This is a genomic window from Pseudomonas sp. NGC7, from assembly GCF_047159675.1.
Taxonomy (GTDB): domain Bacteria; phylum Pseudomonadota; class Gammaproteobacteria; order Pseudomonadales; family Pseudomonadaceae; genus Aquipseudomonas; species Aquipseudomonas kermanshahensis.
The window spans coordinates 4,971,643-4,995,919 of record NZ_BAAFZY010000001.1; the positions used below are offsets into that span (position 1 = coordinate 4,971,643).

A 24,277-nucleotide genomic window follows, 5' to 3' on the forward strand; every position below is an offset into this window, starting at 1 on the left:
TCCACAATAGCGCACGCTGGCCTACAACCTACGCCGTGAGTTACCCTTACGTCTTATGTGTGCTTTCCCACAAGGATCGATTGAAAATGTCCGAGCCAGTTAAACTGCGCCCACATACCCAGGCCCATTGCAAGGATTGCAGCCTGGCCCCCCTGTGCCTGCCTCTTTCGCTGAACCTGGAAGACATGGAAGCACTGGATGAAATCGTCAAACGTGGACGGCCGCTGAAGAAAGGCGAGTTCCTGTTCCGCCAGGGTGACAATTTCGGCTCGGTCTACGCAGTACGTTCCGGCGCCCTCAAAACCTTCAGCCTCAGCGACAGCGGCGAAGAGCAGATCACCGGTTTCCACCTGCCCAGCGAACTGGTCGGCCTGTCCGGCATGGACACCGAAGCCTACCCGGTGTCGGCCCAGGCCCAAGAGACTACGTCGGTGTGCGAAATCCCCTTCGAACGCCTCGACGAACTCTCGGTGCAATTGCCGCAGTTGCGTCGTCAGCTGATGCGTGTGATGAGCCGCGAGATCCGCGACGACCAGCAAATGATGCTGCTGCTGTCGAAGAAAACCGCCGACGAACGCATTGCCACCTTCCTGGTCAACCTGTCCGCACGCTTCCGCGCACGTGGCTACTCGGCCAACCAGTTCCGCCTGAGCATGTCGCGCAACGAAATCGGCAATTACCTGGGCCTGGCGGTGGAAACCGTGTCGCGGGTCTTCACCCGCTTCCAGCAAAACGGCCTGATTCGCGCCGAAGGCAAGGAAGTGCATATCCTCGACCCGATTCAGTTGTGCGCGCTGGCCGGCGGTGCAATGGAGGCCTGAGCCTTTGTTAACGGGTATACTGGCGCCATCGTTTTTCCAGGATACCCGCAACAATGCATAGCGAAGCCTTCGACCTCAAAGCCCTGATCCGCCCGGTAGTGGACTTCCCCAAACCGGGTGTGATCTTTCGCGACATCACCCCGCTGTTCCAATCCCCACGCGGGCTGCGCTATGTCGCCGACCAGTTCATCGAGCGTTATGTCGAGGCTGAGTTCAGCCACATCGGCGCCATGGACGCGCGCGGCTTCCTGATCGGCTCAATCATCGCCCACCAGCTGAACAAGCCGCTGATCCTGTTCCGCAAACAGGGCAAGCTGCCGGCTGACGTGCTGAGCGAGGGTTATCAGACCGAGTACGGCGAGGCCTTCCTCGAAGTGCATGCCGACAGCCTGTGCGAAGGCGACTCGGTGTTGATTTTCGATGACCTGATTGCCACTGGCGGCACCCTGCTGGCGGCAGCCAACCTGGTGCGCCGTACCGGGGCTCAGGTATTTGAAGCGGCAGCGATCATTGACCTGCCGGAGCTGGAGGGTTCGCGCCGGCTGCAGGCTGCGGGTGTGCCGACCTTCTGCCTGACCGAGTTTTCGCTGAACGAATACTGAGTCGTATTCAGGGGCGGCGTTGCCACCCATTCGCGGGACAAGCCCGCTCCCACAGGTCTTGTGAAGGCCTTTGAGGTACCGCAGTACCTGTGGGAGCGGGCTTGTCCCGCGAATGGGCCGCACAGCGGCCCCACTATTTCGAATCACAGCGAAATCGGCCGGCGCCCCGCAAAGGCATGCGCCAATGTCCCGCCATCCACCAGCTCCAGCTCGCCACCCAGCGGCACACCATGGGCAATGCGCGACGCCACCAGGCCTTTCTCGTTCAGCAACTGCGCGATGTAATGCGCCGTCGCCTCCCCTTCCACCGTCGGGTTGGTCGCCAGGATCACCTCGGTAAAGGTGCCCTGCTCCTCGATTCGCGCCATCAGCTGCGGCACGCCGATCGCCTCAGGCCCCAGGCCATCGAGCGGCGACAGATGCCCCTTGAGCACGAAATAGCGGCCGCGGTAACCAGTCTGCTCCACCGCATACACATCCACCGGCCCTTCGACCACACACAACTGCGTGTCGTCACGGCGCGGGTCGGCGCACTGCGGGCAGAGTTCCTGCTCGGTCAGGGTGCGGCACTGACGGCAATGGCCAACCCCTTCCATGGCCTGGGTCAACGCCTGAGCCAAACGCAGGCCGCCGCTGCGGTCACGCTCAAGCAGCTGCAGGGCCATGCGCTGGGCGGTTTTCTGGCCGACACCCGGCAGGGTGCGCAAGGCATCGATCAGTTGGCGGATCAGTGGGCTGAAGCTCATGTAGGCAGGCCTGCAAGTCGGGGGAACAGAATGAACAAGGGAGCAACGGCCCCAAGGCCGTTGCTCCCCATTTGACGCAAAAGGTGTATCAGAACGGCATTTTGAAGCCTGGCGGCAACTGCATGCCAGCGGTCATGCCGCCCATTTTTTCCTGGCTGCTCTGCTCGACCTTACGGACCGCATCGTTCAGTGCAGCAGCGATCAGGTCTTCAAGCACTTCCTTGTCGTCTTCATCGGTCGACATCAGGCTTTGGTCGATGCTGACGCGCTTAACGTCGTGACGACCAGTCATCACCACGCTCACCAGGCCGCCACCGGATTGGCCGGTCACTTCGGCGTTGGCCAGTTCTTCTTGCATCTTGGCCATTTTTTCCTGCATCTGCTGGGCCTGCTTCATCAGGCCGGCCATGCCACCTTTCATCATGGGGGTATACCTCGATTGGGTCATGTGATGCGGCCCGGCACCGGGCCAGCCGCATGGTTATCCGTTACTGGCCCTGATTGGCCAGGGCCTCTACAGGCTCAATAGTATCCTGTCGCACCTTGGCACCGAACTGCTTGATCATCTGCTGGATCAACGGGTCCTGCTCGATCGACACCACGGCGTCCTGCTGGCGCTCGGCACGCTTGCGCGAGGCGGCCTGGGCCGGCGTTTCCTGCTCAGGGCGTATCAGCTCGATACGCAGGTTCAGAGTGCGCCCCAAGTGCTGATTGAGCGCGTCGTTCAAGCGCCGCTGCTGGGTGGCGTTGAACAGTGCGCCCTGGCCTGGGTCCAGGTGCAGCAGCCAGTCGTCGCCGTCGGCGGCAATCAGCGTACAGTTTGCGGCGATGTTGCCTGTCATACCGGAGACAGGCAACTGTGGGAATAATTCCAGCCATTGCAGGGCCAGGCCCGTAGCCGGCTGGGCGGCCGGCAGCGGTTCGGCAGCAGGTTTGGGCTGCTCTTCCTGGACGTGCTCGGCCAGTTCATCAAGGTAACTGAACCCGACGGGGTCGCTGTCACCTACGTAGTAATCTTCGTCCGCTGGCGGTTCGTCGTCGCGGTCCATGCCCGCTGCAGCATAGGCCGACGGGTCGAACGGCGGCTCGTCGTAGGCCGGCTGTTCGCGTTGCGGCTCGGCCATGGCTGGCTGGGGCGCAGGTGTTGGCGCAGGCTCAGCCACAGGCACCGGCGAGGCGGCAACCGGCACGGGGGGCGCTACAGGCTCTTCCCAGGGCAGGTCGATGACGTCCTCGACAGGTGCGGGTGCCGGCGCAGCAGGTTCAACTGGCGCTGGCTGGGTAACGGCAGGCGTCGGCTCTACAGCGAGTGCTACAGGGGTCGGCACCTCCACCGCTTGCGCGACAACCGGCGCCACGGGCGCTGCGGCTGGCTGATGGGCCACTCCCGCAGTTGCCACCGGTGTTGCAGGATCAGCTGTGGCTTGGCTGATCCCCACCGGCTTTAGCACCGGTTTCGGCGCGTCATCGGTGTCGGCCGGGCGGAACGCCAGCATGCGCAACAGAACCATCTCGAAGCCACCCCGCGGGTCTGGCGCCAAGGGCAGGTCGCGGCGGCCAATCAGGCCCATCTGGTAATAGAACTGCACGTCCTCGGCCGGCAATGCCGAGGCCAGCGCCAACACGCGATCGCGGTCGCCCTGGCCGTTGTCCACCGCCTCCGGCAGAGCCTGGGCAATGGCGACACGGTGCAGCACGTTGAGCATTTCGGCCAGCACGCCGCTCCAGTCCGGCCCTTGCTCGGCAAGGTTGCGCACCGCCTCCAGCAGCGCGCGGGCATCGCCTTCGAGCAGCGCCTGCAGCACGCCATAGACCTGGCCATGGTCGAGGCTACCGAGCATGGCCCGCACATCGGCCGCCAGCACCTTGCCTTCACCAAACGCGATGGCCTGGTCAGTCAAGCTCATGGCATCGCGCATCGAACCGTCGGCGGCGCGCCCCAGCAGCCATAGGGCATCTGGCTCGAACGGCACGTTTTCGGCGGTCAGCACATGGCTGAGGTGCTCGACTACCCGCTCCGGGCTCATGTTCTTCAGCGAGAACTGCAGGCAGCGCGACAGGATGGTCGCTGGCAGCTTCTGCGGGTCGGTGGTGGCGAGGATGAACTTGACGTAGGGCGGCGGCTCTTCCAGCGTCTTGAGCAAGGCGTTGAACGAGTGGGTCGAGAGCATGTGCACTTCGTCGATCAGGTAGACCTTGAAGCGCCCACGGCTCGGGGCATATTGCACGTTATCCAGCAGCTCGCGGGTATCTTCGACCTTGGTGCGGCTGGCGGCGTCGATCTCGATCAGGTCGACGAAGCGGCCCTCGTCGATTTCCCGGCACACTGAACAGGTGCCGCAGGGCGTCGAGGTGATGCCGGTTTCGCAGTTCAGGCATTTGGCGATAATGCGGGCGATGGTAGTCTTGCCCACACCGCGGGTGCCGGTAAACAGGTAGGCATGGTGCAGGCGCTGGTTGTCCAAGGCATTGATCAAGGCCTTGAGCACATGGGCCTGGCCGACCATTTCGCGGAACGAGCGCGGACGCCATTTTCGTGCAAGAACCTGATAACTCATCGAAAAACCATCGTAGCCTGATCGAGCGGAAGATCGCTAATGCTAGCGGAGCGGGGCCGAAATTGCACCCTGCGCGACTGGTCTAAGCTATGAAACTGGCGCGCTATCCAGGGAGGATGTGCCTTGCGAAGACTGTTGCCCCTGCTATTGCTGTGGACCACCCACAGCCTGGCCGACCCACCCGTGCTGCGTTTTTCCGTCGCCGAGAGCTGGAGCATGCCGCTGATGCGTGTCGAAGGCGACCAGCCGGTGGAAGGTTTGCTGTTCGACCTGATGCAGGCCATTGCCCGGGAAGTGGGTGTACGCCCGGAGTATCACGTACTGGCACGCCTGCGCCTGCAGGAGGCCATGGAAAGCGGCGATATCGACGTGCGCTGCTATGTCAGCACCCAATGGTTTCAGGATCGGCCGGGCAATTTTGTCTGGAGCATCCCCGTGATCCACCAGCGCGACGTATTGGTTGGCGGCGCTGATGCAAGCAACCCTACCCGCCCAGAGCAACTGGCGCCGCAAGCCATCGGCACTGTGCTGGGTTATGCCTACGGCACCCTGCAACCCTTGTTCGAGCAGGGCCGATTGCACCGCGAAGACAGCCGCAGCCAGCTGCTGGCCCTGCAGAAGCTGCACGCGGGGCGGTATCTGCATGCGGTGAGCAACGAATTGTCGTTGCAGTGGTTCAACCAAGGCTTGCCGGCGGGGCAACAGCTGCAAACGCTGGCAGTGCTGGAAGAGCAGGACTTGGGATGCATGGTGCGCACTGACCCTGGGGTACCGACGCAAGGGGTGCTCAGGGCACTGGTGCGCATGAAGCAGTCCGGGGAGATTGAGCGGATCAGCCAGCGGTATGGGGGTGCGGGGTATGCTGGGAATGCCGCAGCGCGGACGCCTTGAATAGCGCACACGTGTGGGAGCAGGCTTGTGCTGGGAAGAGGGTGTAGCTTCTGCGCAACCTATTCGCAGCACAAGGCCAGATAAAGCGAACTATCAGTTTTACAACTCACTCATTTTGCAAGCTGTCGCGGCTGCGATCCGTAATACACAAAATTGTCAAAGTCTGCATGGCGGTAGGTATCGTGCCGTTCATAATAGTTGTAAACCACCGAAAGTTTTTGCTCACTCACAGTCGGCTCACAATCATGTAACACTTTCCGCCCTTGCATGAGTAGCAATGCCCCTTTGCGCGCATGGATTCTGCCATGCTCTAGCCAAGGCTCCTTTTTACTAGGATGAGAACGCTCGACGCTGAAACGCAATGGCGCCTCCTGATTCGTTGTCAAAAATAACAGGCACGTTATGCCATTGGTGTCGTAATGAAGCCCTAATGTGCCACCACCCGGAGGGTACGCTTTAATATTTACATCTGACGCGGGGTAAGGCGACACCACGGTGTCGGTGTGGGTGATGATGCTGATCAGCGGCACCAACGCATGGTATACAGCATTAAGCTCTGGCAGATGGCATCTGACATCAGCCCCCTTGAATATGTGATGCTTATATTGCCCACCAAGGTCCGAAACTGCGTCGGTGCCCAACCCTGAGTGCTGAACCAAGTCCACACCACCCTCATCAATGACATGCTGTACCCGACTAGCCAAGCTGTCACACAACGCCTCCGGCAGAACACCTTCGATTACTGTCAGTAATTCATAGAAGTACTCTCGCCGGTGTTTATTAACATCGAACATTTCATCATCCTCTGACAAAGTGCATCCGTGCGTTGAACGTCCAGTTAGGTTAATGCGCTATTCCGTCAAGCCTCTGCCCCTCATGATCCGCTGCAGGTTGTGGGCGTTGACGAAGATCAAGATGCCCAGCAAGACGAAGCCAATCGCTATCGCTTTGGCAATGCTCATCTGCTCGCCAAAAAACAGGTAGGAAGCAACCAGCCCCGATACAGGCACGAGCAGCGAGAGCGGTGCGACCTGGGCAGCCGGGTATTTCTTCATCAGGTTGTTCCATACCAGGTAGCCCAGGATGGTTGTGATGTAGCTCTGGAACAGCACAGAGAACAAGGCTTCCCACGCTACACCACCGGCAAGCACTGCGAATGAGGCCCAGCCATTGGCTGCGACTGTCAAAACGAATATCGCCGGGACCGAAAAAAGGCTCGACCAGATAATGAACGCGACCATGTCGGCCGGGCGTTTGAGCTTGACCACCAGGTTGCACAGCGACCAGGCCAGGGCAGCGATAAGTACGAGTAGAACACCGGTAACCGTCGACGACTCACCGCCTAATGCCAAGATCATTATCAGACCGCAGGCGGCTGAGGCCATGCCGCACAGATGGACTCCACTGACTCGCTCGCCTAGAAGGAGACTGCTGAGGAGGATAGTGAAAAAGGCACTGAACTGCAGAAACACCGATGACATGCCGGGGGACAAGCCTTGGTACATTGCGAAATTGACAACCCACCACAAGCCGGCGCCGAACATCACACCGTATAGGGCCAGCACCCCATATGAAATGCCTGCCGGGCGCTTGACGAAGAACACCAGAGGCATAGCGCAGAACACGAAACGCAACAGCGTCAGAAGGTAAGGATCCAGGCTTCTCAAGCCTAGTTCGATGACAGAGAAGTTACAGCCCCATAGGACTGTCACCAGAACACCGGCGACCAAATCCCGCTTGCTCATTTTCATGCCTGCTCTCCCTTGTTGCGGCATGCATTACTGTAATGACATTGATTGCGCCTGGATGCAGGAGGCGTCCTACCGACACGTGGGGCTGCTCTGAGAAATTTCGCCTGCATTAAACATCGCTGTTTAAAGCAGCCCGCTGACTGTGGGCAGACCCCGCTACTTCTGGCGTTCGACAGCCAATGTCACGGCATCAGCCTGGCCCCAGGCGATTTGTATGGCGCGCAGGCCATGCTCCAGTAGCTGTCGCGTTTCTTCGTCTTGGATGCGCTCAAGTGCTCGGCGGCTGTCGCTGTAGGCGAACATCAGGTAGTGGGAGACATTCATCAGCGCGAACTTTATTGGCACGACGCCTTCGCTGATGGCGCGGGAAAGGGATTTACCGGGGGGAAGGTCGAAGGTATGGGGTGGGTCGGGGACGATTTTTTTCATGCAAGCTCCATGTGAACTGAGCTGCACCCTTTTGCTTCCACGCATTAGGGTGACAACTGTACGCGGGGTGGAAGACCAGGCACATGGAAAACCCGGCAGGTACGAGTACCTCCCGCGCACAGCTGCCATAACAGACAACTGCTCCAAGTCGTTCCCGGGCTTCCACACCCGATCGCTGAACCGACAGCGACCGCAAAAGCCTATTGGGTGGGGTTTCCAAGGACAATCAGACGGGAGTCGACGGGATGCGTAGGATATTTCTGCAAGCCTTACAAATGCAGCAGGAAACCGCCTATACGAGAGTAGGATCCTTCCTTGTTGGCAATTGGACTACGAAATCTGGTGTATAGAGCGATTCCGACCTCTCGCCTGATGGCGCATAATTTTCACCACCCCCCAAAAAGACACCTCCCGATGCTCCAAGATGATCGAGACAATCTCGAACTCGACAGACTACAGATCGAGAATCGCAAGCTAGCTGCAGAAGCACTCAAATTCATGGCTGAAGAGCGCAAGCTTAGACAAGAGGCGTTCTGGCACCCCTTCGCAACCGGCTCGGTCATACTGACTGCCATTGCGGGTATCATGGCCCTGCTGGTTAAACTCTAAGCACGCTCGTTTATGGCAAGAGGAAAGATCATGCCCCGTTCCACTCAAGATAGGGTTGAACAATCCCATCGCGAAGTTGAGGCCCTGGCCGAAGAAATGCGCAAGGCAAGAGCCTTTTCTCCTTGGTCAGCGCTTTTGCCGTTCAGCCTAGGTGCGGGCTTTGCTTTGGCGTTACTTCTCGCCGGTCTCTTGATCTTGAGACTGCTGTAATCCCGAGCGCTGTCTTCAACCTGACGCAATCAAACCGGCACTCAAGAACATCCCAACCCCAAACACCGTATGGGTCACCAGACTCTTCAGGCAGTTACGCCCAGGTGTCGGCGTCCGCGAGGCAAAGAACCCCGCCCCCATCACCGGCTGCATGAAGCACAGCGGCGCCGCAACCGTCGCCACGCCCCAAACCAGCGCAGGCCACAGCGTTGGGGCACTCAGCCAGCCCTCCCCGACCATCCCCACCAGCATCACGGCAAACAACACACCGATCACGTAGTGGATAACCCACCCCAAGGCCAGTTCGTTCGCAACCGGTTCGGCCTTGGCGATAGCGTCGTGGCGCACTCGCCCCTTCATCACATGGCCCGCCCAGCGCCCTACCATGGCGAAATTCAAGGTAGGGATACCCAGGCGCCGCAGCAACCCCCCCCACAGGTCCATGATCACGGTGGCCCCAACCCCGATCAGCAAAGCGGCTTTTAGCATGGCAAGCGTCATCGATTCAGCCCTCTAAGATTGACGTTCAGCAACATGCCGCGCAGCATAGAAGTTGAAGTCAACTTCAAGTCAAGGCCTAGAATGGACATTGCCGATGTCGCCAAGCGCACAGGCGTACCCGCATCAACGCTGCGCTATTACGAAAAGAAAGGCTTGCTCAAGTCCCTCGCCGGCCGCGGCCAGCGGCGGCAGTTTGCTGCCGACGTGGCGGACCGGCTGGCACTGATTGCTCTAGGGCAGGCCGCAGGCTTTTCCCTGGATGAAGTGGGCGCGATGCTGGTGGACCTGCAGGTCGATCGGCAAATGCTGATAGCCAAAGCGGACGAAATCGATGCACGGGTCAAGCGCTTGCAAGCAATGAGCAAGGGGCTGCGGCATGCAGCGCAGTGCCCAGAGGACGATCACCTGGCCTGCCCGAAATTTCAGCGTTTGATGAAGCTTTCAGCCGCCGGGGTGTTGGAGGAAAAGCACCTACACCAGGGCGGGCCTGGAAAACCGCGAAGCCAGCCACCTCGCCGTACTTAGCCCTACAACCAAAAGCGCAACGCCCTCAATGCTCAACATCATCGCGCTGATGCCTAGCTGCGTGATCAATTGACTGGCTACGAAGGGGAACCCGAACACACCGATGAAATACGACAGGCTGAACAGCAGCAGTGCTTGCGCGGTGAGGCCCGCTGGCGCTTCATTGGCAGCCAGCCCGTTGATTACCGAGTAGTTCAAGCCATAACCCACGCCCAACAGCATGGCCATCGCCAGATAGCGTTCGGCGCTGTGCACCCATTGATCAAAGCCCACTACAACAGTGGCCATGATCAAGGTTAAAACCCACGAAGTCGCCAGCGGCGGTTGCTTCACAACCCAGCCGGCCAGCAAGAGCCTGCAGGCGATCGCAGCGCCCATGAAGCCAATGAAGAAGATCGAGTAATCAAGCCCGAGGCGGTCGGCATAGCTGGTCTGGAAACTGCCCATCGTGCCGAAAATCGCCCCACCCAGCCCTACCATCAAAATCGACAAGCCCGAACGTGAACGCATCACGTTGAGCGCGGACACCAAACCGATCTGTACCTTCTCAGCCGGTCGTTGCCCCAGCGAAGTCGAACCAAGCCAAGTAAAGTACAACCCCGCCAAACCTGCAGCACACGCCGCCACCCAAAAAGCGAGCTGGGTAGGCAGCGCCACGAAGGCCGCGAACTTACCCAGTAATGGCCCGGCACCTATGCCAGTCAACATGCTGCCGGAGAGCAATGCAAAACAGTGCGTGCGGCGTGATGGCTCGACCATTTGAGCAACCATGATCGGCCCTACCGTGTAGAAGAGCCCCCAACCAACCCCAAGCATCAAGCCACACGCCAACAACGCGCCGCCCAGGCCGGGCACCACGGCAAAACCCACTGACGCCACGACCAGGCAGAACGCCCCGACAGCGATAGCGCGAGCAGCACCAACGCGCTGCAACAGATGCCCCGAGCCCACCACAGACAGCAGCGTACTGAGCATCGCGACTGCAAATACCCGCCCTGCATCGCTCGCAGTGCCGCCCAACGCCTGCACCAGCATAGAGAGCAGAAACGTCGTGCCATAGCTGATGGACAGTAGGAAACAGGCGATGCAGAACACAGTAAAGTGCTGAAACCGTGGCAGGGGTACAGACGACTTCATGTAAGCAGTCCTTGCTGAAAGGTACTGCTTTCTATCACGGCACAGCACTGGCAAAGGCATGCATTTGCTGACGTTGAGATCGTCACTTCAGTACCTAAACGACCGCCACCCTTTGACGCCACTGATCGCGGCTCAACTCCCAGATCTCTTTGAGCACGGCACCACAGACGAAATGCCCCGGCTCAGTCCCGACCAGGCGCATGCCTTCGTGCAGGGAAACACTGCGCGACCTGTCATTGCTCGCCGCCTTGGGCACCTGCATGACGCAACGCCCAAGCGTCTCGAACCAGTAGTCGTTGATGACCACACAGGCTTCGCGGATGTAGCCGTTTTTTTGCCATGCAGGGGCGAGCCAGAAGCCACGGTTGTTACCCGGCTGGTCATAGAGGCTGATGCTGCCGATGACCTGCGTTGGCGCGGTTTTCAGGCGGATCATCCAGTGCCATTCGCAGCCAGCGTTCATGGCAGGCAATGCGATGTCTCGGACGTAGACGAGTGCGCCGTCTTCGGGATAGGGCCATGGCACGCGGCTGTCCAGGTAGCGGACAATGTCCCAGTGCGGGAACAGCTGCTGAATAGCGGGTGCGTCGCCAAGCTGCAGCGGCGTGAGTATCAGGCGCGAAGTTTCGAGGGTAGGAAGGCTGTCCATGGCGCAGCGTCCGTTCTGGAGGCGGTATGGCCTTCTGGCATTCTCACAGAGCAGAGGTAGAAACGTCGAGAAGTCATGCGCTTTCGCACATTGACTAAGAGGTAGTTTTGAACGAGAGATCCTTGAGAGCTCAAGGATTTAAAGAATGGAGGCAGCCCCACCAGCCACACCCCGGCACTCGATGTTCCCGCTATGGCTGCTCCCTTCCGGGCCTGACCAGGTACGCATGCAAGCATGCTCGGGAATCAATGCAGGCCTTATGGGGCAAGGGTTTCAGGCTGATGGGGTAGCAGACGTTCTACCCGTGCAGACACTCAGCACGGTCGCTTAAAACTTGGGGTGTAGCCAGCACTGTCACACTTTGCTGTCACACTTTGGTGTCACACCCATGGCCTATCTGATCCGACGCAAAGCCGTCTACTACCTGAATCTCAAGCTGCCCAAGCACCTCTTCCCGAAGTGTCACACTTTGCGTTTGAGCCTGAACATCAGGCACCGGCAAAGCGCATTGTTTCTCGCCGCATCCATCGTCCAACGGCTACATGGCCACCTCAGCGAACACCCGCTAACAGACCTTCAGACGCTTCGTGCTTTATGTTCACAGTGGCGGGACTCATCCCCCACACCGGCCACTCCCAGAGCACCACGTGCGACCTCGACTGCCCCAGCGAATGTCGGGAGCGACAGCCCAAGCCTCGCCGCCCTATCGAAGCTCTATATAGAAGAAGGAAAACGCGGCGGCACATGGCGGCAGGTCAGTGCGGATGAAGTCGAGCGTGCTTTATCTGACCTGTTCGAGCTGATAGGTGACATGCCTGCTCTGGCCTTCGATGCCCAGCAAGCACGCCTGCTGAAAGAACGACTCAGCCGCTGCCCCCAGTACTTCGGCCTACGCCCCGAGTTCAAGGGCAAGACGTTGAAGCAGGTGGTTGAATCGGGCAGCACCTACAAGACCATCACCGCCGTCACGGTGAACAATCGACTACGCAAGCTCACGGCCTTCATGAACTGGTGCAAGGTGAACAGGTACGTCACCGAGAATCACTTGGCGGGCATCAAGGTCATGACGGGATCGGCCAAAGAAGCTCGCCTGTCATTTGACCGCAGCGATCTGGCAGCATTGCTCGATCATGAGACGCTGCGAAAGGAAGCCCGCAAGCACCCATGGCGATATTGGCTACCGCTGCTTGGGCGAGCTACCGGGGCACGACTGGAAGAGCTGTGCCAGTTGCGGGTGGATGACTTCACAGAACAGCAGGGTCTTCACTGCATCCGAATTGATGACAGCCGTGAAGGACAGAACCTGAAGAACGCCAGCAGCCGTCGCATACTCCCTCTGCACCCTGCCCTGCTGGACCTGGGCTTGCTTCAGCATGTTGAATCCGTCAGAGCCAGTGGAGCTGATCGGGTGTTCTCGGAGCTGGATGCAGTGCGAGGGAAGCTGGGCCATGCACCGTCGAAGTGGTTCGGTCGCTACAAGACGAAGCTAGGTATCACCGATGCTAGGAAGACATTCCACAGTTTCCGCCATACGCTCATCGACGAATTGCGGGATGCTGGGGTGCAGGACTCGCTGATCAAGCGTATAGCCGGCCACGAAGACGCGGCGGTGACCTTCAGCATTTACGGCAGCCGAAGCCCCATACGGGCCATGGCAGACGCTTTGAAGCACATCGAAATCCGCATCGAAAACAGGCTTTCATGCACCTAACCGACAGGACGCCAGTTGCTGCTCACCGGACATATAGACAGTGCACTGCAACTTCTAGGACACATATAAGTAAACATTATCAGGCCAATTAGGATATGCCTTCGACCCAAAATATGGCAAATTCAAAAAAGTTAAATTTATTTCTCTCTGGGCAACCCAGCAAATACAGGGGTTGCCCGGAAAACCTGCAAAATGTCAACTTATTTAGGTATTGCTTTCGAAAATGATCTCGCTAATATGGCGCCACACAGAGCGACGATGGCCAACATAAAGAAGACTATGCCCGCCCTGCTAGATCAGGCATAACAAGCAACCACCATTATTATGCCGACATCGAAAGCCCACATGCTTTCAACACACATCAGACACAAGAGGACAGATGATGACATAAGAACAAAACAGCCAACACTAACTCTTCACACCTAACTACAAAGAGAAAAGCACGATGAACTAGCAAACCGTACTAGCACCACCCCCAGAAACAACACCAACTACATCCCCTTTTATATGCTCACATCCAGAGCACGGGGGAGCTTTACCCAAAATAAGTTCACATTATGAATCAGAAATATAGCGTGCACCAAAACACCCACTTCACCACTCGCCACCATCGTCGGGTCAAACCACAGCGCCAGAGCGATAGCACATATGTGCCACCGGTGACCGTGAGCAGTGAGTTCAACCAATTGATTACAACGACCGTATACAGCACGGAAGTAGCACTTTTTACTGGAAAAACGCACCATCAGATCATGTCGGAAATTTACGCATCACTTAAAAGCCTTAATCTCTGCCCAAGTAAATTTCTTACTGAATCTACCGACAGCACGGGTAAGGTAGTACCTTGCTTTAAGCTGCGTCGCTGCGACCCGAACATCATCATCTCAGGGTCAAATATGGTGCAGTCCATCTTGGAGCAGTTTGTGTACGACCACCAAGAGCAGATGCAAGAACTTCAAGAGAAGCTCAGTGTTAATGCTGAGAAGATTGAGTTCTACGACAGCATGAAGGACACAAAGGATGTATTCAATTTGGGTGTTGCCGCAAAGACCTTGGACACAGGAAAAGTCCGGCTTGTTCGCTACCTTCGCGACCAGGGAATTCTTACAGCAGGCGGCTACAAGAAGAACCTTCCATATCAGCAACACCTGGACTGTGGACGCTTTAAAGTAGAGTGGGGCTTTTATAAGGATTCCGAAGGAAATCGCCATCTCAAACCGATCACACTTGTAACAGGAAAAGGGTTGATCTGGCTCAAACAGTTTATCGATAAGCATGGTCGCACCGGACTGTAAATGAAAAAGTACTGACCAGCCACAGACGTCTATTGCTGCATAGATAGCTTGGGAACAATTGAGCGCTAGAATAACAGGATGATTCCGTCTGTACGACATCATGATTCGACCCGGACCACATACAGCTCAGGGTTTATACGCACCTGAACGAACCACCCTCTAGCGCCTAAATTCGTGCACTGTATAGCAGTTCCTTACCTAACAAATGATGCTTAGCAACCACACAGCATCACTGCAGCAATCACGCCGGACTTACAATTAACAAGTGCAATACCAATCAAGCTCATTAATCTTTAAATCGAGCCACGGCCACACATCATCTTAAGAAACCAAAAATGAAAATTGAAAACATGAATACCACCCAACCGCATAACCTTGTAACCATTCAGCCATCGATGAACATTCTCACAAAGCAACTGACGTACACTCAATACGTTGCCCCAATGACCGGACCAATTGGAGAGATCGACGGATACGGCGAGCTGACCCAAATTTTCGCTAACGCAACAGCTGTAGATGAGGTCCACATTCAACTGTCGTCACCTGGTGGTAGTCTTGAGACCTGTGATTATCTCTGTCGCCGCATAGATGAATGTACTGCAAACATCGTTGTAGAAATTGGCCTGACCTGTGCCAGTGCCGCTTCGGCTATTGCACTGCACGCTGATGAGTGGGTGATTCACGACAGCAGCACCATGATGGTTCACGCCTGCTCTTACTCACCGGGTTATGGCAAAGAATCTGATGTACGGCTGAACGTTGCTTACACGGAACGTGTCAACCGTGAATGGGTACAACGAACTTATGCAGGGTTCCTGACGGACGAAGAGTTTGTAGACATCCTGGACAACGGTAAGGATTTGTATTTCTTCGCTGATGATCTGCGTAAGCGCCTGCCGAAGTACGCTGAGTACCGGGCCAAGCGGTAAGCTGAATACATGGTAGAGATGAAGCAGTACCTGAGCGAGCAGCAACACCTTAGCAACCTGAACGAAACAGCTCCCACTCCCAAGCACTAAACTGTAAAACACCTCAAGGATTGCATTATGAAATAACTACAAAGCGACTGAAATGAATCATGACAACTAGCGTGACGCCCACAGCAATCGACACTACCACCGCAGAGCAGACCGCCATCCAACTTCGCAAGGCGGGTGCAACCTACGCTCAGATCAAAGAGGCCACCGGCCTCTCTGATAGAAAAGTTAAGGAAACAGTAAAAGACGTACCAAAACCAAAAAAACCAAGAAGCCCCAGCACCAGAGCTGAATCACCATTTAGCAAGTCCACCGAGCGAGCACTTCCACTAGCGATTCGCACTCAAGGCATTCGAGATTATGAGCTTCGAGACATACTACATGAAGAGTATGGTAGCACATGGAACACTTCGACCGGTCTATATGAAAGCAAGTACACCTCTGACCACCTTAGACGCGTAAAATCGAAAGTCCGTGAGCAGGCACTTGAGCTGCGCTGCAACGCACTATTTATCCCGGACTGGATTGACAAATGTAACCCAAAGGCAAGTAGCATTTTTTTGATAAACGCCGCCACCGACTTGATGAGCAGGGTGGAAGAGCATGTAAATGAATACATGGTATTACACGGAACATCACAGAATGCTGACTGTGAACAAGGCATGCTTGCTCGAAGGAAACAACTCTATGCAGTGAAACAACATCTGCTAAAACTTGCGATCCAGGGTTACGGTCAAGAACCCGTTCAAAGGCTATTGGATAGAACAACAATTCTCGTTGGTGAGCTGGAAGGGACCCCCGACATCCCAGTCACTGATGGATGCCATCAGGCGGGGGCACGAGCATCGAAGGAGCCAACGAAGTTTTACCCAGAGCCTACTCGACAGGACGCATTCCTTGATTTTGTAGAGGCGCAGGGATGGATTAAAGCTTGAGCTGCTCACAGTCGAAAGTCACTCTTACTTGTCCTGAAATTGACATTCACGCCCACCATACTAAGGGCATGTCAAAATCTGGACACACAACCGGACAGCGTTAGAGTCATAGTGTCGGCATTGACGCCGGACATATAAAACTGACCCCTTGGGCAAGGATGATATCTTTACTGACCCAGGAAGAAGCTGCAGCGGACATCCCTTCCGGATTTTATTATTGATTTTATCCACGCCATACAAGACACCGTACGCACTTTTACTTGTGGCGTCTACGCCATCTCGGGATCACTTGTGCCTGAAGCACGGAAAACATTTTATTAAGCAGGGGAAGAAAGGGGTGCCACCCCTTCCCCGCTCTTAATCTTACTTCTAACTCTATAGGCATCATGTGCAACATAACCCGGTAACGGTACGTTACAGCCAAACCATATTAAACTTTAGCGGATCGGGGGCTTCCGCCTCTGCCCCCGCTTCTATAGCTACCATGCCGCTAGGCATTCTTAGAAACACTAACCATGAAGGGCGGTGTGGTGGAGTACCACCCACCCCTACCTGACTGGCAATAGAAGGAGTATCACTTCGTGACGAGGCGTTACCACATTACTTGGACAACCAAGGATTATAGTGAGGTAGCTACGCCCCGCTTGAGCCAGTGACAAGCACAGCAGGATGCCGGTCTTTGCACTGAAAGCAGGTGTGGTATACACCTGAACGCTGTCGAGAAGGCTCTCTAGGACCATCTCAACCAGCCACAATCAAGCACGTTATCCGGGATTGATAACCTGAAGAACGCCAGAATTAATGACGCATACAAGTGGACCGCCCGGTTCGATGCTCACGTCTACCAACTCTATCCAGCCGCCATCGACAAGGTAGGTGAGCTCTTTGGACAGCCTGCGTAGGGTGACGTCGCACTCATGTGCGATGGCTGCCTGCGTAACTCGTACTATTCCGCCTTCGCCCACGTTCGACCAAAGGGAAAGCATGATTGCGCCAGCAGAGCGATCTGAGAGCACCAACCTGAGCACGTGCGTCATGGCTTCAGGCTTGAAGTACACCGCGCCTTGGGACGCAGAGGAGTTTGAGGCTAGCTCGGTCATCGATGGGATCCTTTGGACATCTTGGGAAGGTAATTCCTTTGACGGATGTCACGATTAGTGTGTGTCCGATTAGATCACATCCCCGGACCATTGGGGAATGCCCGCACCACCAGCTTCCCCTGTGCTTCAACATCAGTTCGGCACCCGAGTCAGGGAGCTGCGTATGGGTATGGGCATGAGCCAAGAAGCCTTTGCTGATCGCTGTGGCTTTGCCAGGACCTACATGTCTCGCATTGAGACCGGTGGCGCTAACCCCTCAATCAACGCCATCAAGGTGCTAGCCGACGCCTTAGGTGTCAGCATTTCTGTCCTTTTTGAAGGCATGTGAGCTAGTCCTAAGCGACTGCACACCGGCGATTTAACTAATCGGTTTCTAATCGCCAACTAGCCCTACATGACCCATCCTGCTGGCTAACCTTCCCTGTAAACCGCAAGAATGCTGGGATTGATATGCACGGAGCTAAGCCGATACCGCCTCTTAGCCATTAACCTTACGAAATGGAAGATTTAGGTGCATCGGTGCTTCCACCTGCTTGATGAAGGGACACTAGTTGGGCATTGGCTAAGCAGCGAGCATGCGACCTGAACTGCTGCAATGAACGTCAGCAGGGAGGCTTTATCATGTCGGAACAAGAGACCTGTATCACCACAGTGGTAACGCGCCTCTGGGGTAATCAAATGGCCACGTGCGAGGCGCTTCATGTCCTGGCATTACTGCTTACCGAGACCGGGCACCCTGAGCGGGCTGAACGCGTGATGCAAGTATCAAAGAGGCTTTTGGATTCGAGCTTCGTGATCGAACCGGCAATATCGGCTCTCGTGGAGATTTCCCGCAAGAGATTTCAACCAGCTAATGATGACGATGGAGCAAACCCGCCATAAACGGTATAGGCCTGGGCGGCTAACCATCAAGCTCACTCATATCACCAGTGATCGAATTGGGCGCGGCTTGCACGAGGGCCTTATGCTGACTTTCTGCTCACTGGCTGGTGGGGCAAGCCAACGACAGCAACCCATACATCAGCCATCTCGCAGCAGCATCCAAACCGTCTGACAAAATCGCTAAACACGACACATAACACTTCGTAGACGGTCATCAGCAATATGTTAGGATTAGCACACACCGGATGATGAGTAGAGGAAGCGATGCAGGTAGTGGCCTATGCAAGGATGAGTACAGACGACCAGTGCTTGTCGGTCGGTGGCCAGTTCGCCGCCATCAAGATCGCAGCAGAAACTCACGGATGGGAGATTGTCGCCCAGTTCACCGACGAAGGTGTATCAGGTGCCGTTGATCCCCAGGAGCGACCACAATGCCGGCTGGCTCTCGCTATGGCGCAAGGGCTGGACTGCCCAATTGTCGTGCATCGAATAGACCGTCTCACTCGTGATCACGCTCATTTTGTGACCTTGCAGAAGAGATACACCTTCATCGAAGCAGAGGACGTCCATAGCAGCGGCCTGCTGAGGAACATAAAATCGTTACTGGCCGAGGAAGAACTGCTGAAGATCCGTGCCCGCACGAAGGCCGGATTAGCCGAACTGAAGACGCTCGCCTCCAATGGTGATGTTGAAGCCCAAGAAAAGATAGCCCGTCGTGATGCTGGCCGTGCGAGAGCTTGGGCAGTAGGCAATGGAGCCGCAGTGAGGGCTAAGAAGGCGAATGCAGACAATCGAGCTGATGCTGTCGCTCACCACATCAAAGCGTGCCTGTATGATGGTTGCACTTCGTTTGCAGCCATCGCTCAATGCCTCAACTCAAAGGGCGTGACAACGGCTCGGGGTAGAGCATTTCAACCTATGACTGTTTCCCGCCTTATGGCCCGCCTTAAGCTGTCATTCGCCGCCAGCACCTGATTGATGCAAGGGGCGATTGTGGCGACGCATCAAGACAGCCCGTGTGGACCCACGATATTTTGAATATCCTGCCGTCCGGCTCGCTACGGTGCGACCAGAAGCACCAAATGCCGAACCATAACGAGATGGTAAGTTCTAACTACTCCGTGCCACATCATCTGCATAGGAAAACCTATGGAATTGATGAGTAAGCCACTGCATCCACTGATGCCTTGGAGCTACTGCTTGAAGGCCGCACTCAACGAACTTAACACACCAATTAAACACACATAAAACACAGGCAAAGCACGACGGGATTCTACTGATTAGTTTCAAAAGAAATTAAGCCTTCAAACCGATCACACAGCCTGTTAACAAGCGAACTACTCAACCTAATTTAAGGCGACGAGCCAAATCGGCTTGGCTCGTCGCCCTAATAGCTTCAACGCTTAAGGGGATATTTCACTTTTAATCGACTTTTTACGTTTGCGAACACCTGCGGCATCCTTATCCTTCAATTCTACGAGCGTTGCTTTACCATATTCCCCAAGCTGACTGAGCATTAGGTCCATTCCGTCTCGATGATCAATATTGCTACCGCGAACACGCGCAATAAAGTCAACAAGCGCCGTATCATCTATAATTTTTTGCGAGTGAAAGCAAATTACCGCCAAGGCAACTTTATCACGCTTCAAATATTCTTCGACGGCTTCATCTTCGATCTCACCCCGAAGCCTAAGAACAACGTCCGGCGCCAAGGCAGGCTTCCAATATGAGCGTTCGAGTCCCGCAATGGTGGAAATAGAAAAAGCAACCAAACCTGCCATATTTGGTAGTGCCGTCAGGTACCTATGTAGATATATGTCGAGCGTCTCCACGCTAGGTTTAGCTTTACCACCCCGCTTGCCTGAAATATTGAGGTATATTAGTGACCAACACCAAGTAGCGGCATACGCTACAGCAAGCGATGAGTGATGAATTAATTTCTCCGCCGCATCCAAGATCTCTTCGGGGGTTTCCTTATTAATACGCATGCTGCCATGCCAAAGGGAACCTAAATAAGTCATCAAAGCGCAGCAAATTACTCGAGGTTCACTCGCTGAAAGCCCCTCAATTGTATCCTGCTTAAACTCACTACTATTTAGATAGTCTCCAGATTTCATGCTAGAAACGAAATTGGCAAAACTATTTTTGATCCAAATTTCATCATCCCAATCCATAGGCTCATAGAGCTTCCAGATTTCATCTAAAAAATCAATCGCGTAAGGCCCACGGGCAAGCGCTTTCCAATCATAATCAGCACTGCAACCTTTGGAAAAATAAGCAACCAAAGGCATCGCTTCACTTAGCTCCCGAGGCTCGATTTGAGCTTCCTCAACAAAAATCTGAAGCAAGCGCGCTATTGGTGCAGGAAGTGTCCAGGGATAGCTCTTCCATTCTTCCGAGCCTGGAAACTTCTTATTTTCCAACGCCTTTTTATGTAGTTGCTTGGCCTTCGTTATTAATGCAGCGGCAATCGGGCTAGCTCTCTTACCAGCAAGGACCGCCACCATAGGAATAACTTCTTTCCACTCATCACTGACCAATTTTTTTGCAATAGGCTTAATTACAGAATTGCGCGGACTGTAACCTTCATAATGCCCCTCAGCCAACGCCACGGAGGCGAGATACTCTTGGAAGGTTAAGTGTCTAAATTGATAGAATGGAACAGTTATGCCATTTTCCACCTGATGCCCAGCCTCGAGGAGCAGACTTGATCTCAGCTCGACTCGTTTTAGGAATTCATAAGGAGTATCTTTTGCGTATCTCGAAATTAGAGGAACAGTAGCACGGGCTCGCTCTAATATTGCCAACAGCTCTTTTTCAGTGGCCGTTTGAGCCCCGCCTTGCATGAGTTCCAAAGCTATAAATGCAAGTTGCGGCACTGCCTCCCAAATATTTAAGGGCTCATGCCCTTTGATGTTCCATGTATCCAGCAAAACATCCACTGCCCGACCATATAAACTCACCCTATTAGGTGGAAGTCGACCAGCGCCATGCTTAACAACTAAGAGCATAGTTAGCAATAATGGATTCTCTGCTAACCGACGGAGTGAAATGCTTTGGTAGAGGTGATTAGCTAAAGCCACCCCCTCTTCTTCCGCCTCTTTTGAGCCAGGAGCCATTAGCTGGTGCCAATGCAATGAAAGCGTTTTCATAGCCTCAAGATTTAACGGTGCAACTCTCCACCGCTCACAGAAGCCTGCAATTTTTGCGGCCACCAAATTAAATCCGGCTTCCCTGCTAGTTATCACTACTCGAATCTTAGGATACTCACTCAAAAATCGCTGCAGGTTATCCACGAAAATTTCACGATCTGAGTTAACATGAATTTCATCCAACCCATCTATCAACAAGAGCACATTACCGCTCTTCAGACGCGGAATAATGGCGCTTGAAAACTTAGTCAGGCCGGGCTGCCCTGTGATGTCACTAAACTTCTTAAACAAAGTTAGAATTGGCAACTGTATATAATCTCGCCATTCCCGACACCTAATCAAGACAGGAACTGTATCAATATCTGGCAAGTCATCTGCGCTATTAGCCCTTCGAGACGGACTTGCATAGGCAACAGCTAAACGCTTCAATAGAAGAGTCTTTCCCCCACCAGGAAGAGCCAGCAGTGCAAGACCTCTTTTTTTCTCAAAAATCTGACCGAATGCGAGAGGCTTTTTATTTTCATCTACCCAAGCCTTGAGCTTCTCATCCCTCTCAGGATCGCTTGCAGGAATATCCGGGGGGCATGCTTCCAATTGCAGCGGCACAAAAAGCTTTTCCAGATCAAATCGGCGCTGGGCTGTATCCATATCTGCCCTAACACCTTCAATGGTCATCTGCCCGCAATCTCTAATCAAAAACTGCTTATAATCCTCAATTACAGCTTCATGCGTCGAAGTCGAAGCACGACTTGATGCAGGCGATGAAACCAAACCAGGAAAATTAAATAGTTTGGTTATGAACCCGGGAAGATCCGTATGCTTTGTACCGTAACTCAAAGGTTCGACAAAACCGTGCCAGCTTTCATCCGCGTGCCTTAACGGATACTGGTCATCCGTCACTAAAGCATAGTGCTGAGGAGCAGACGACTGCATGTTAAATTTCAGCCATGCTATTAAAGCTGAAAAATTCGGATCACTGAACGTATCACCGCAACCGATAAACAGCAGCCGCTTAAATGTGCTGAGATTTTTCTGAATGAGACCTCGCGGCTGATCAGCAACTGCATCTGCGTAATCACGAATACCTAGCACACATGACGCCGGATTTCTCCATTGACCATGCAAATGAAATATCCCAGGCGTCTCTCTTCTTACCCACTCACTAGCTTTACGAAGATCAGTTAAATCAATTGGCGGAAGCCCAGTAACCTTCTCTAACAAGCCATCATAATTCAATGTACAAATTGGAACACCGCACAATTTAATCTGACGCAAGGCCTCTTCGAGATCGGGGTTGTCAGTTTTATCATCACTAAATACCGACTCGAGCCACCTGAAATACAAGTCGCCATCCGGTGCACTGAGCTTTCTGCCCACAAACTCAGCAGCACCGAGCATGTCATCCATGTCTTCTGAGTGCAACAACTCATTCCAACTTTCGCTTTGGGAAGGCCTTATCTTACCTTTTTGACTAGCATACTCTAACCCATCAGCAATAAGCCCCTGCCAAGAGAGCGATGGGCGTTTATTATTAGTAAGCCCAATACTTACACCCGTTCCAATAATAACTACTAAATCACCAGAAGCTACACTTTCTTGTAGTTTTTTAATGACAACAGCGGCATCGACACTCATTCTTATTCCTTGTGCTGATTCAACGCATTGCTTACTATTGATGTGTATTCACCGCACGTTGGCAGATGGCGTAGGAGGAACGCTATGACTGATTGTACATGCGACTTAAATTACTATGATGCCCTTAGTGGCCCCTTGATATCAAGCATTCGATAACGGTGGATGATGATGAATCGCCTCCCCTAGATAGCCCAACAGATGCCAAGCCGTTTGCACACGGTCACCCCAATCGTGGTAGCCAAGTTGGACAGGCTGAGCCGTGACATAGCACACTGAGCGGGCTTGATGAAGCGTCACGAGTTCCGTGTAGCAATTATGCCCACCGCCGATGTATTCCAGTTTCATATCTACGTCGTACTTGCCGAACAGGAATGCCGCTTCATCAACGAACGCACCAAGGCGCCTCTAAGGTCTCTGGAGGCTGGGGCTGCTGCTGGTGACACTGAAGCAGTGCAGAGGATCGAAAACTGCACACAGGCGCTGGCCAAGGACCGTAAACAGCTGAACCGAGTGAAAGGGCACGCGACCCAACGCCAGCAGGCAGACGATCGTGCAGCATTGGTCAAGGACTCCATAGAGCTGTGTGTACTCAAGGGGGCCAGCAGCCTACAGGCCGTGGCTGACTGCCTGATCGCACGGAACATCCCCACTGCTCGTGGTGGGCAATGGTCACCCACTGCTGTGATGCGCGTGATGCAGCGTCTGAGCTTAGAGCTGGTCAAGTGAGCGATACTGGAACAATGCGCTGCAAGACCCTACGCTGCGGTATCTGCCATATAACGAGAACTCCACATGGATGATAAAGCCGCTGCAACCGCTGACGCCCTGGAGCTGCTGCACATGAACCAGACTGCATTGAGGGCAGCGGTCGAAGAGCTAAGCACTTGGATCAGGCAGCGAGGGTCTGTAAATGTCCACGAAAACACCATGACCTGCCTACAGGCACTTGATGCCAACGCCGATGCCATCACTTCAGCGATAGAACGCCTTCGCACGTAGCCGCCTTCGGGCGGGTTTTGGTGCCTTGGATATTCTGAAATTTGCCGGTATAGGTAGTACGCAGATCGGCGTGGGGGTTAGGCACCGATGCAGCCGGTGCTCAAAATTCTGCCACGGATTACAGACGATATTCCCGCTCCGGCTCATAGCGGATATTCGGCT

General features: G+C 54.6%; 25 protein-coding genes and 1 other RNA gene. 14 read left to right on the top strand and 12 right to left on the bottom strand.

Going from position 1 to position 24,277, the window contains the following annotated elements:
• The first annotated feature begins 86 nt into the window (after window positions 1-86).
• Entirely contained in the window at window positions 87-821 is a 735-nt protein-coding gene (gene fnrA, locus ACMCNM_RS22110) for a Crp/Fnr family transcriptional regulator FnrA (protein ID WP_099454870.1), read from the top strand.
• Window positions 822-874: 53 nt separating this feature from the next.
• Window positions 875-1,423: an adenine phosphoribosyltransferase gene (locus ACMCNM_RS22115; RefSeq protein WP_099454871.1), complete on the top strand. Its 549-nt coding sequence runs from the start codon at window positions 875-877 to the stop codon at window positions 1,421-1,423.
• 143 nt (window positions 1,424-1,566) lie between these two features.
• Here the strand turns inward: ACMCNM_RS22115 and recR are convergent, their stop codons facing one another.
• The 3 genes from recR to dnaX form a co-directional block, all read right to left on the bottom strand.
• On the bottom strand, window positions 1,567-2,169 hold the full coding sequence (recR, locus tag ACMCNM_RS22120; protein WP_027592934.1) for a recombination mediator RecR: 603 nt from the start codon (window positions 2,167-2,169) through the stop codon (window positions 1,567-1,569).
• An 88-nt stretch (window positions 2,170-2,257) separates the two neighbouring features.
• Window positions 2,258-2,593, bottom strand: coding sequence for a YbaB/EbfC family nucleoid-associated protein (locus tag ACMCNM_RS22125; RefSeq protein ID WP_008093501.1), 336 nt, complete (start codon window positions 2,591-2,593; stop codon window positions 2,258-2,260).
• A 64-nt stretch (window positions 2,594-2,657) separates the two neighbouring features.
• The gene (gene dnaX / locus ACMCNM_RS22130) at window positions 2,658-4,727 is read right to left on the bottom strand and encodes a DNA polymerase III subunit gamma/tau (protein WP_412765418.1); all 2,070 of its coding nucleotides are present in this window, start codon (window positions 4,725-4,727) and stop codon (window positions 2,658-2,660) included.
• Window positions 4,728-4,850: 123 nt separating this feature from the next.
• On the opposite strand from dnaX, the gene ACMCNM_RS22135 reads away from it, so the two are divergent.
• Window positions 4,851-5,618 carry a substrate-binding periplasmic protein gene (locus ACMCNM_RS22135; protein WP_085272540.1) on the top strand — a complete coding sequence of 256 codons (768 nt, stop codon included), beginning with the start codon at window positions 4,851-4,853 and terminating at the stop codon, window positions 5,616-5,618.
• A 110-nt stretch (window positions 5,619-5,728) separates the two neighbouring features.
• On the opposite strand, the gene ACMCNM_RS22140 is transcribed toward ACMCNM_RS22135, so the two are convergent.
• The 3 genes from ACMCNM_RS22140 to ACMCNM_RS22150 form a co-directional block, all read right to left on the bottom strand.
• Window positions 5,729-6,412 carry a hypothetical protein gene (locus ACMCNM_RS22140; protein ID WP_412765419.1) on the bottom strand — a complete coding sequence of 228 codons (684 nt, stop codon included), beginning with the start codon at window positions 6,410-6,412 and terminating at the stop codon, window positions 5,729-5,731.
• A gap of 57 nt (window positions 6,413-6,469) precedes the next feature.
• On the bottom strand, window positions 6,470-7,369 hold the full coding sequence (locus ACMCNM_RS22145) for an EamA family transporter (protein WP_412765420.1): 900 nt from the start codon (window positions 7,367-7,369) through the stop codon (window positions 6,470-6,472).
• A gap of 156 nt (window positions 7,370-7,525) precedes the next feature.
• Window positions 7,526-7,798, bottom strand: a complete 273-nt coding sequence (locus ACMCNM_RS22150; protein WP_412765421.1) for a hypothetical protein — start codon at window positions 7,796-7,798, stop codon at window positions 7,526-7,528.
• A gap of 414 nt (window positions 7,799-8,212) precedes the next feature.
• Here ACMCNM_RS22150 and ACMCNM_RS22155 point away from each other — a divergent pair, with 414 nt between their 5' ends.
• Both ACMCNM_RS22155 and ACMCNM_RS22160 read left to right on the top strand, forming a co-directional pair.
• Window positions 8,213-8,407 carry a hypothetical protein gene (locus tag ACMCNM_RS22155; RefSeq protein ID WP_085272539.1) on the top strand — a complete coding sequence of 65 codons (195 nt, stop codon included), beginning with the start codon at window positions 8,213-8,215 and terminating at the stop codon, window positions 8,405-8,407.
• A 30-nt stretch (window positions 8,408-8,437) separates the two neighbouring features.
• Window positions 8,438-8,617 carry a hypothetical protein gene (locus ACMCNM_RS22160; RefSeq protein ID WP_085272538.1) on the top strand — a complete coding sequence of 60 codons (180 nt, stop codon included), beginning with the start codon at window positions 8,438-8,440 and terminating at the stop codon, window positions 8,615-8,617.
• A gap of 15 nt (window positions 8,618-8,632) precedes the next feature.
• Here ACMCNM_RS22160 and ACMCNM_RS22165 read toward each other — a convergent pair whose 3' ends face one another.
• Entirely contained in the window at window positions 8,633-9,106 is a 474-nt protein-coding gene (locus ACMCNM_RS22165; RefSeq protein WP_412765422.1) for a DUF2938 domain-containing protein, read from the bottom strand.
• 93 nt (window positions 9,107-9,199) lie between these two features.
• On the opposite strand from ACMCNM_RS22165, the gene ACMCNM_RS22170 reads away from it, so the two are divergent.
• Entirely contained in the window at window positions 9,200-9,643 is a 444-nt protein-coding gene (locus ACMCNM_RS22170; RefSeq protein ID WP_412765423.1) for a helix-turn-helix domain-containing protein, read from the top strand.
• Here ACMCNM_RS22170 and ACMCNM_RS22175 read toward each other — a convergent pair.
• The 3 genes from ACMCNM_RS22175 to ffs form a co-directional block, all read right to left on the bottom strand.
• Window positions 9,590-10,780 carry an MFS transporter gene (locus ACMCNM_RS22175; protein WP_412765424.1) on the bottom strand — a complete coding sequence of 397 codons (1,191 nt, stop codon included), beginning with the start codon at window positions 10,778-10,780 and terminating at the stop codon, window positions 9,590-9,592. The genes ACMCNM_RS22170 and ACMCNM_RS22175 overlap by 54 nt on opposite strands.
• Window positions 10,781-10,874: 94 nt before the next feature.
• The gene (locus ACMCNM_RS22180; RefSeq protein ID WP_274887815.1) at window positions 10,875-11,429 is read right to left on the bottom strand and encodes a GNAT family N-acetyltransferase; all 555 of its coding nucleotides are present in this window, start codon (window positions 11,427-11,429) and stop codon (window positions 10,875-10,877) included.
• A gap of 162 nt (window positions 11,430-11,591) precedes the next feature.
• Window positions 11,592-11,677: signal recognition particle sRNA small type (ffs, locus tag ACMCNM_RS22185), an RNA gene on the bottom strand.
• A gap of 140 nt (window positions 11,678-11,817) precedes the next feature.
• Between ffs and ACMCNM_RS22190 the strand changes: the two genes are divergently transcribed.
• The 4 genes from ACMCNM_RS22190 (at window position 11,818) to ACMCNM_RS22205 (ending at window position 16,347) form a co-directional block, all read left to right on the top strand.
• A complete protein-coding gene (locus ACMCNM_RS22190) occupies window positions 11,818-13,140 on the top strand; it encodes a site-specific integrase (protein ID WP_412765425.1) in 1,323 nt (440 codons plus the stop codon).
• 557 nt (window positions 13,141-13,697) lie between these two features.
• Entirely contained in the window at window positions 13,698-14,435 is a 738-nt protein-coding gene (locus ACMCNM_RS22195) for a phage antirepressor KilAC domain-containing protein (protein ID WP_412765426.1), read from the top strand.
• A 335-nt stretch (window positions 14,436-14,770) separates the two neighbouring features.
• Window positions 14,771-15,364, top strand: a complete 594-nt coding sequence (locus ACMCNM_RS22200; RefSeq protein ID WP_412765427.1) for a Clp protease ClpP — start codon at window positions 14,771-14,773, stop codon at window positions 15,362-15,364.
• Window positions 15,365-15,513: 149 nt separating this feature from the next.
• Window positions 15,514-16,347, top strand: a complete 834-nt coding sequence (locus ACMCNM_RS22205; protein ID WP_412765428.1) for a hypothetical protein — start codon at window positions 15,514-15,516, stop codon at window positions 16,345-16,347.
• A 764-nt stretch (window positions 16,348-17,111) separates the two neighbouring features.
• Here ACMCNM_RS22205 and ACMCNM_RS22210 read toward each other — a convergent pair.
• The gene (locus ACMCNM_RS22210) at window positions 17,112-17,447 is read right to left on the bottom strand and encodes a hypothetical protein (RefSeq protein WP_412765429.1); all 336 of its coding nucleotides are present in this window, start codon (window positions 17,445-17,447) and stop codon (window positions 17,112-17,114) included.
• Window positions 17,448-17,544: 97 nt separating this feature from the next.
• Between ACMCNM_RS22210 and ACMCNM_RS22215 the strand changes: the two genes are divergently transcribed.
• Window positions 17,545-17,775, top strand: a complete 231-nt coding sequence (locus ACMCNM_RS22215) for a helix-turn-helix domain-containing protein (protein WP_412765430.1) — start codon at window positions 17,545-17,547, stop codon at window positions 17,773-17,775.
• An 818-nt stretch (window positions 17,776-18,593) separates the two neighbouring features.
• Complete coding sequence (locus tag ACMCNM_RS22220) at window positions 18,594-19,304, top strand: recombinase family protein (protein WP_412765431.1); 711 nt, start codon at window positions 18,594-18,596, stop codon at window positions 19,302-19,304.
• Between the two features lie 428 nt (window positions 19,305-19,732).
• On the opposite strand, the gene ACMCNM_RS22225 is transcribed toward ACMCNM_RS22220, so the two are convergent.
• Window positions 19,733-23,116 carry an SIR2 family protein gene (locus ACMCNM_RS22225; RefSeq protein ID WP_412765432.1) on the bottom strand — a complete coding sequence of 1,128 codons (3,384 nt, stop codon included), beginning with the start codon at window positions 23,114-23,116 and terminating at the stop codon, window positions 19,733-19,735.
• A 285-nt stretch (window positions 23,117-23,401) separates the two neighbouring features.
• On the opposite strand from ACMCNM_RS22225, the gene ACMCNM_RS22230 reads away from it, so the two are divergent.
• Together ACMCNM_RS22230 and ACMCNM_RS22235 are read left to right on the top strand one after the other, a co-directional pair.
• Complete coding sequence (locus ACMCNM_RS22230; protein WP_412765433.1) at window positions 23,402-23,842, top strand: hypothetical protein; 441 nt, start codon at window positions 23,402-23,404, stop codon at window positions 23,840-23,842.
• 66 nt (window positions 23,843-23,908) lie between these two features.
• Window positions 23,909-24,115: a hypothetical protein gene (locus ACMCNM_RS22235; protein ID WP_412765434.1), complete on the top strand. Its 207-nt coding sequence runs from the start codon at window positions 23,909-23,911 to the stop codon at window positions 24,113-24,115.
• The last annotated feature ends 162 nt before the right edge of the window (window positions 24,116-24,277 follow it).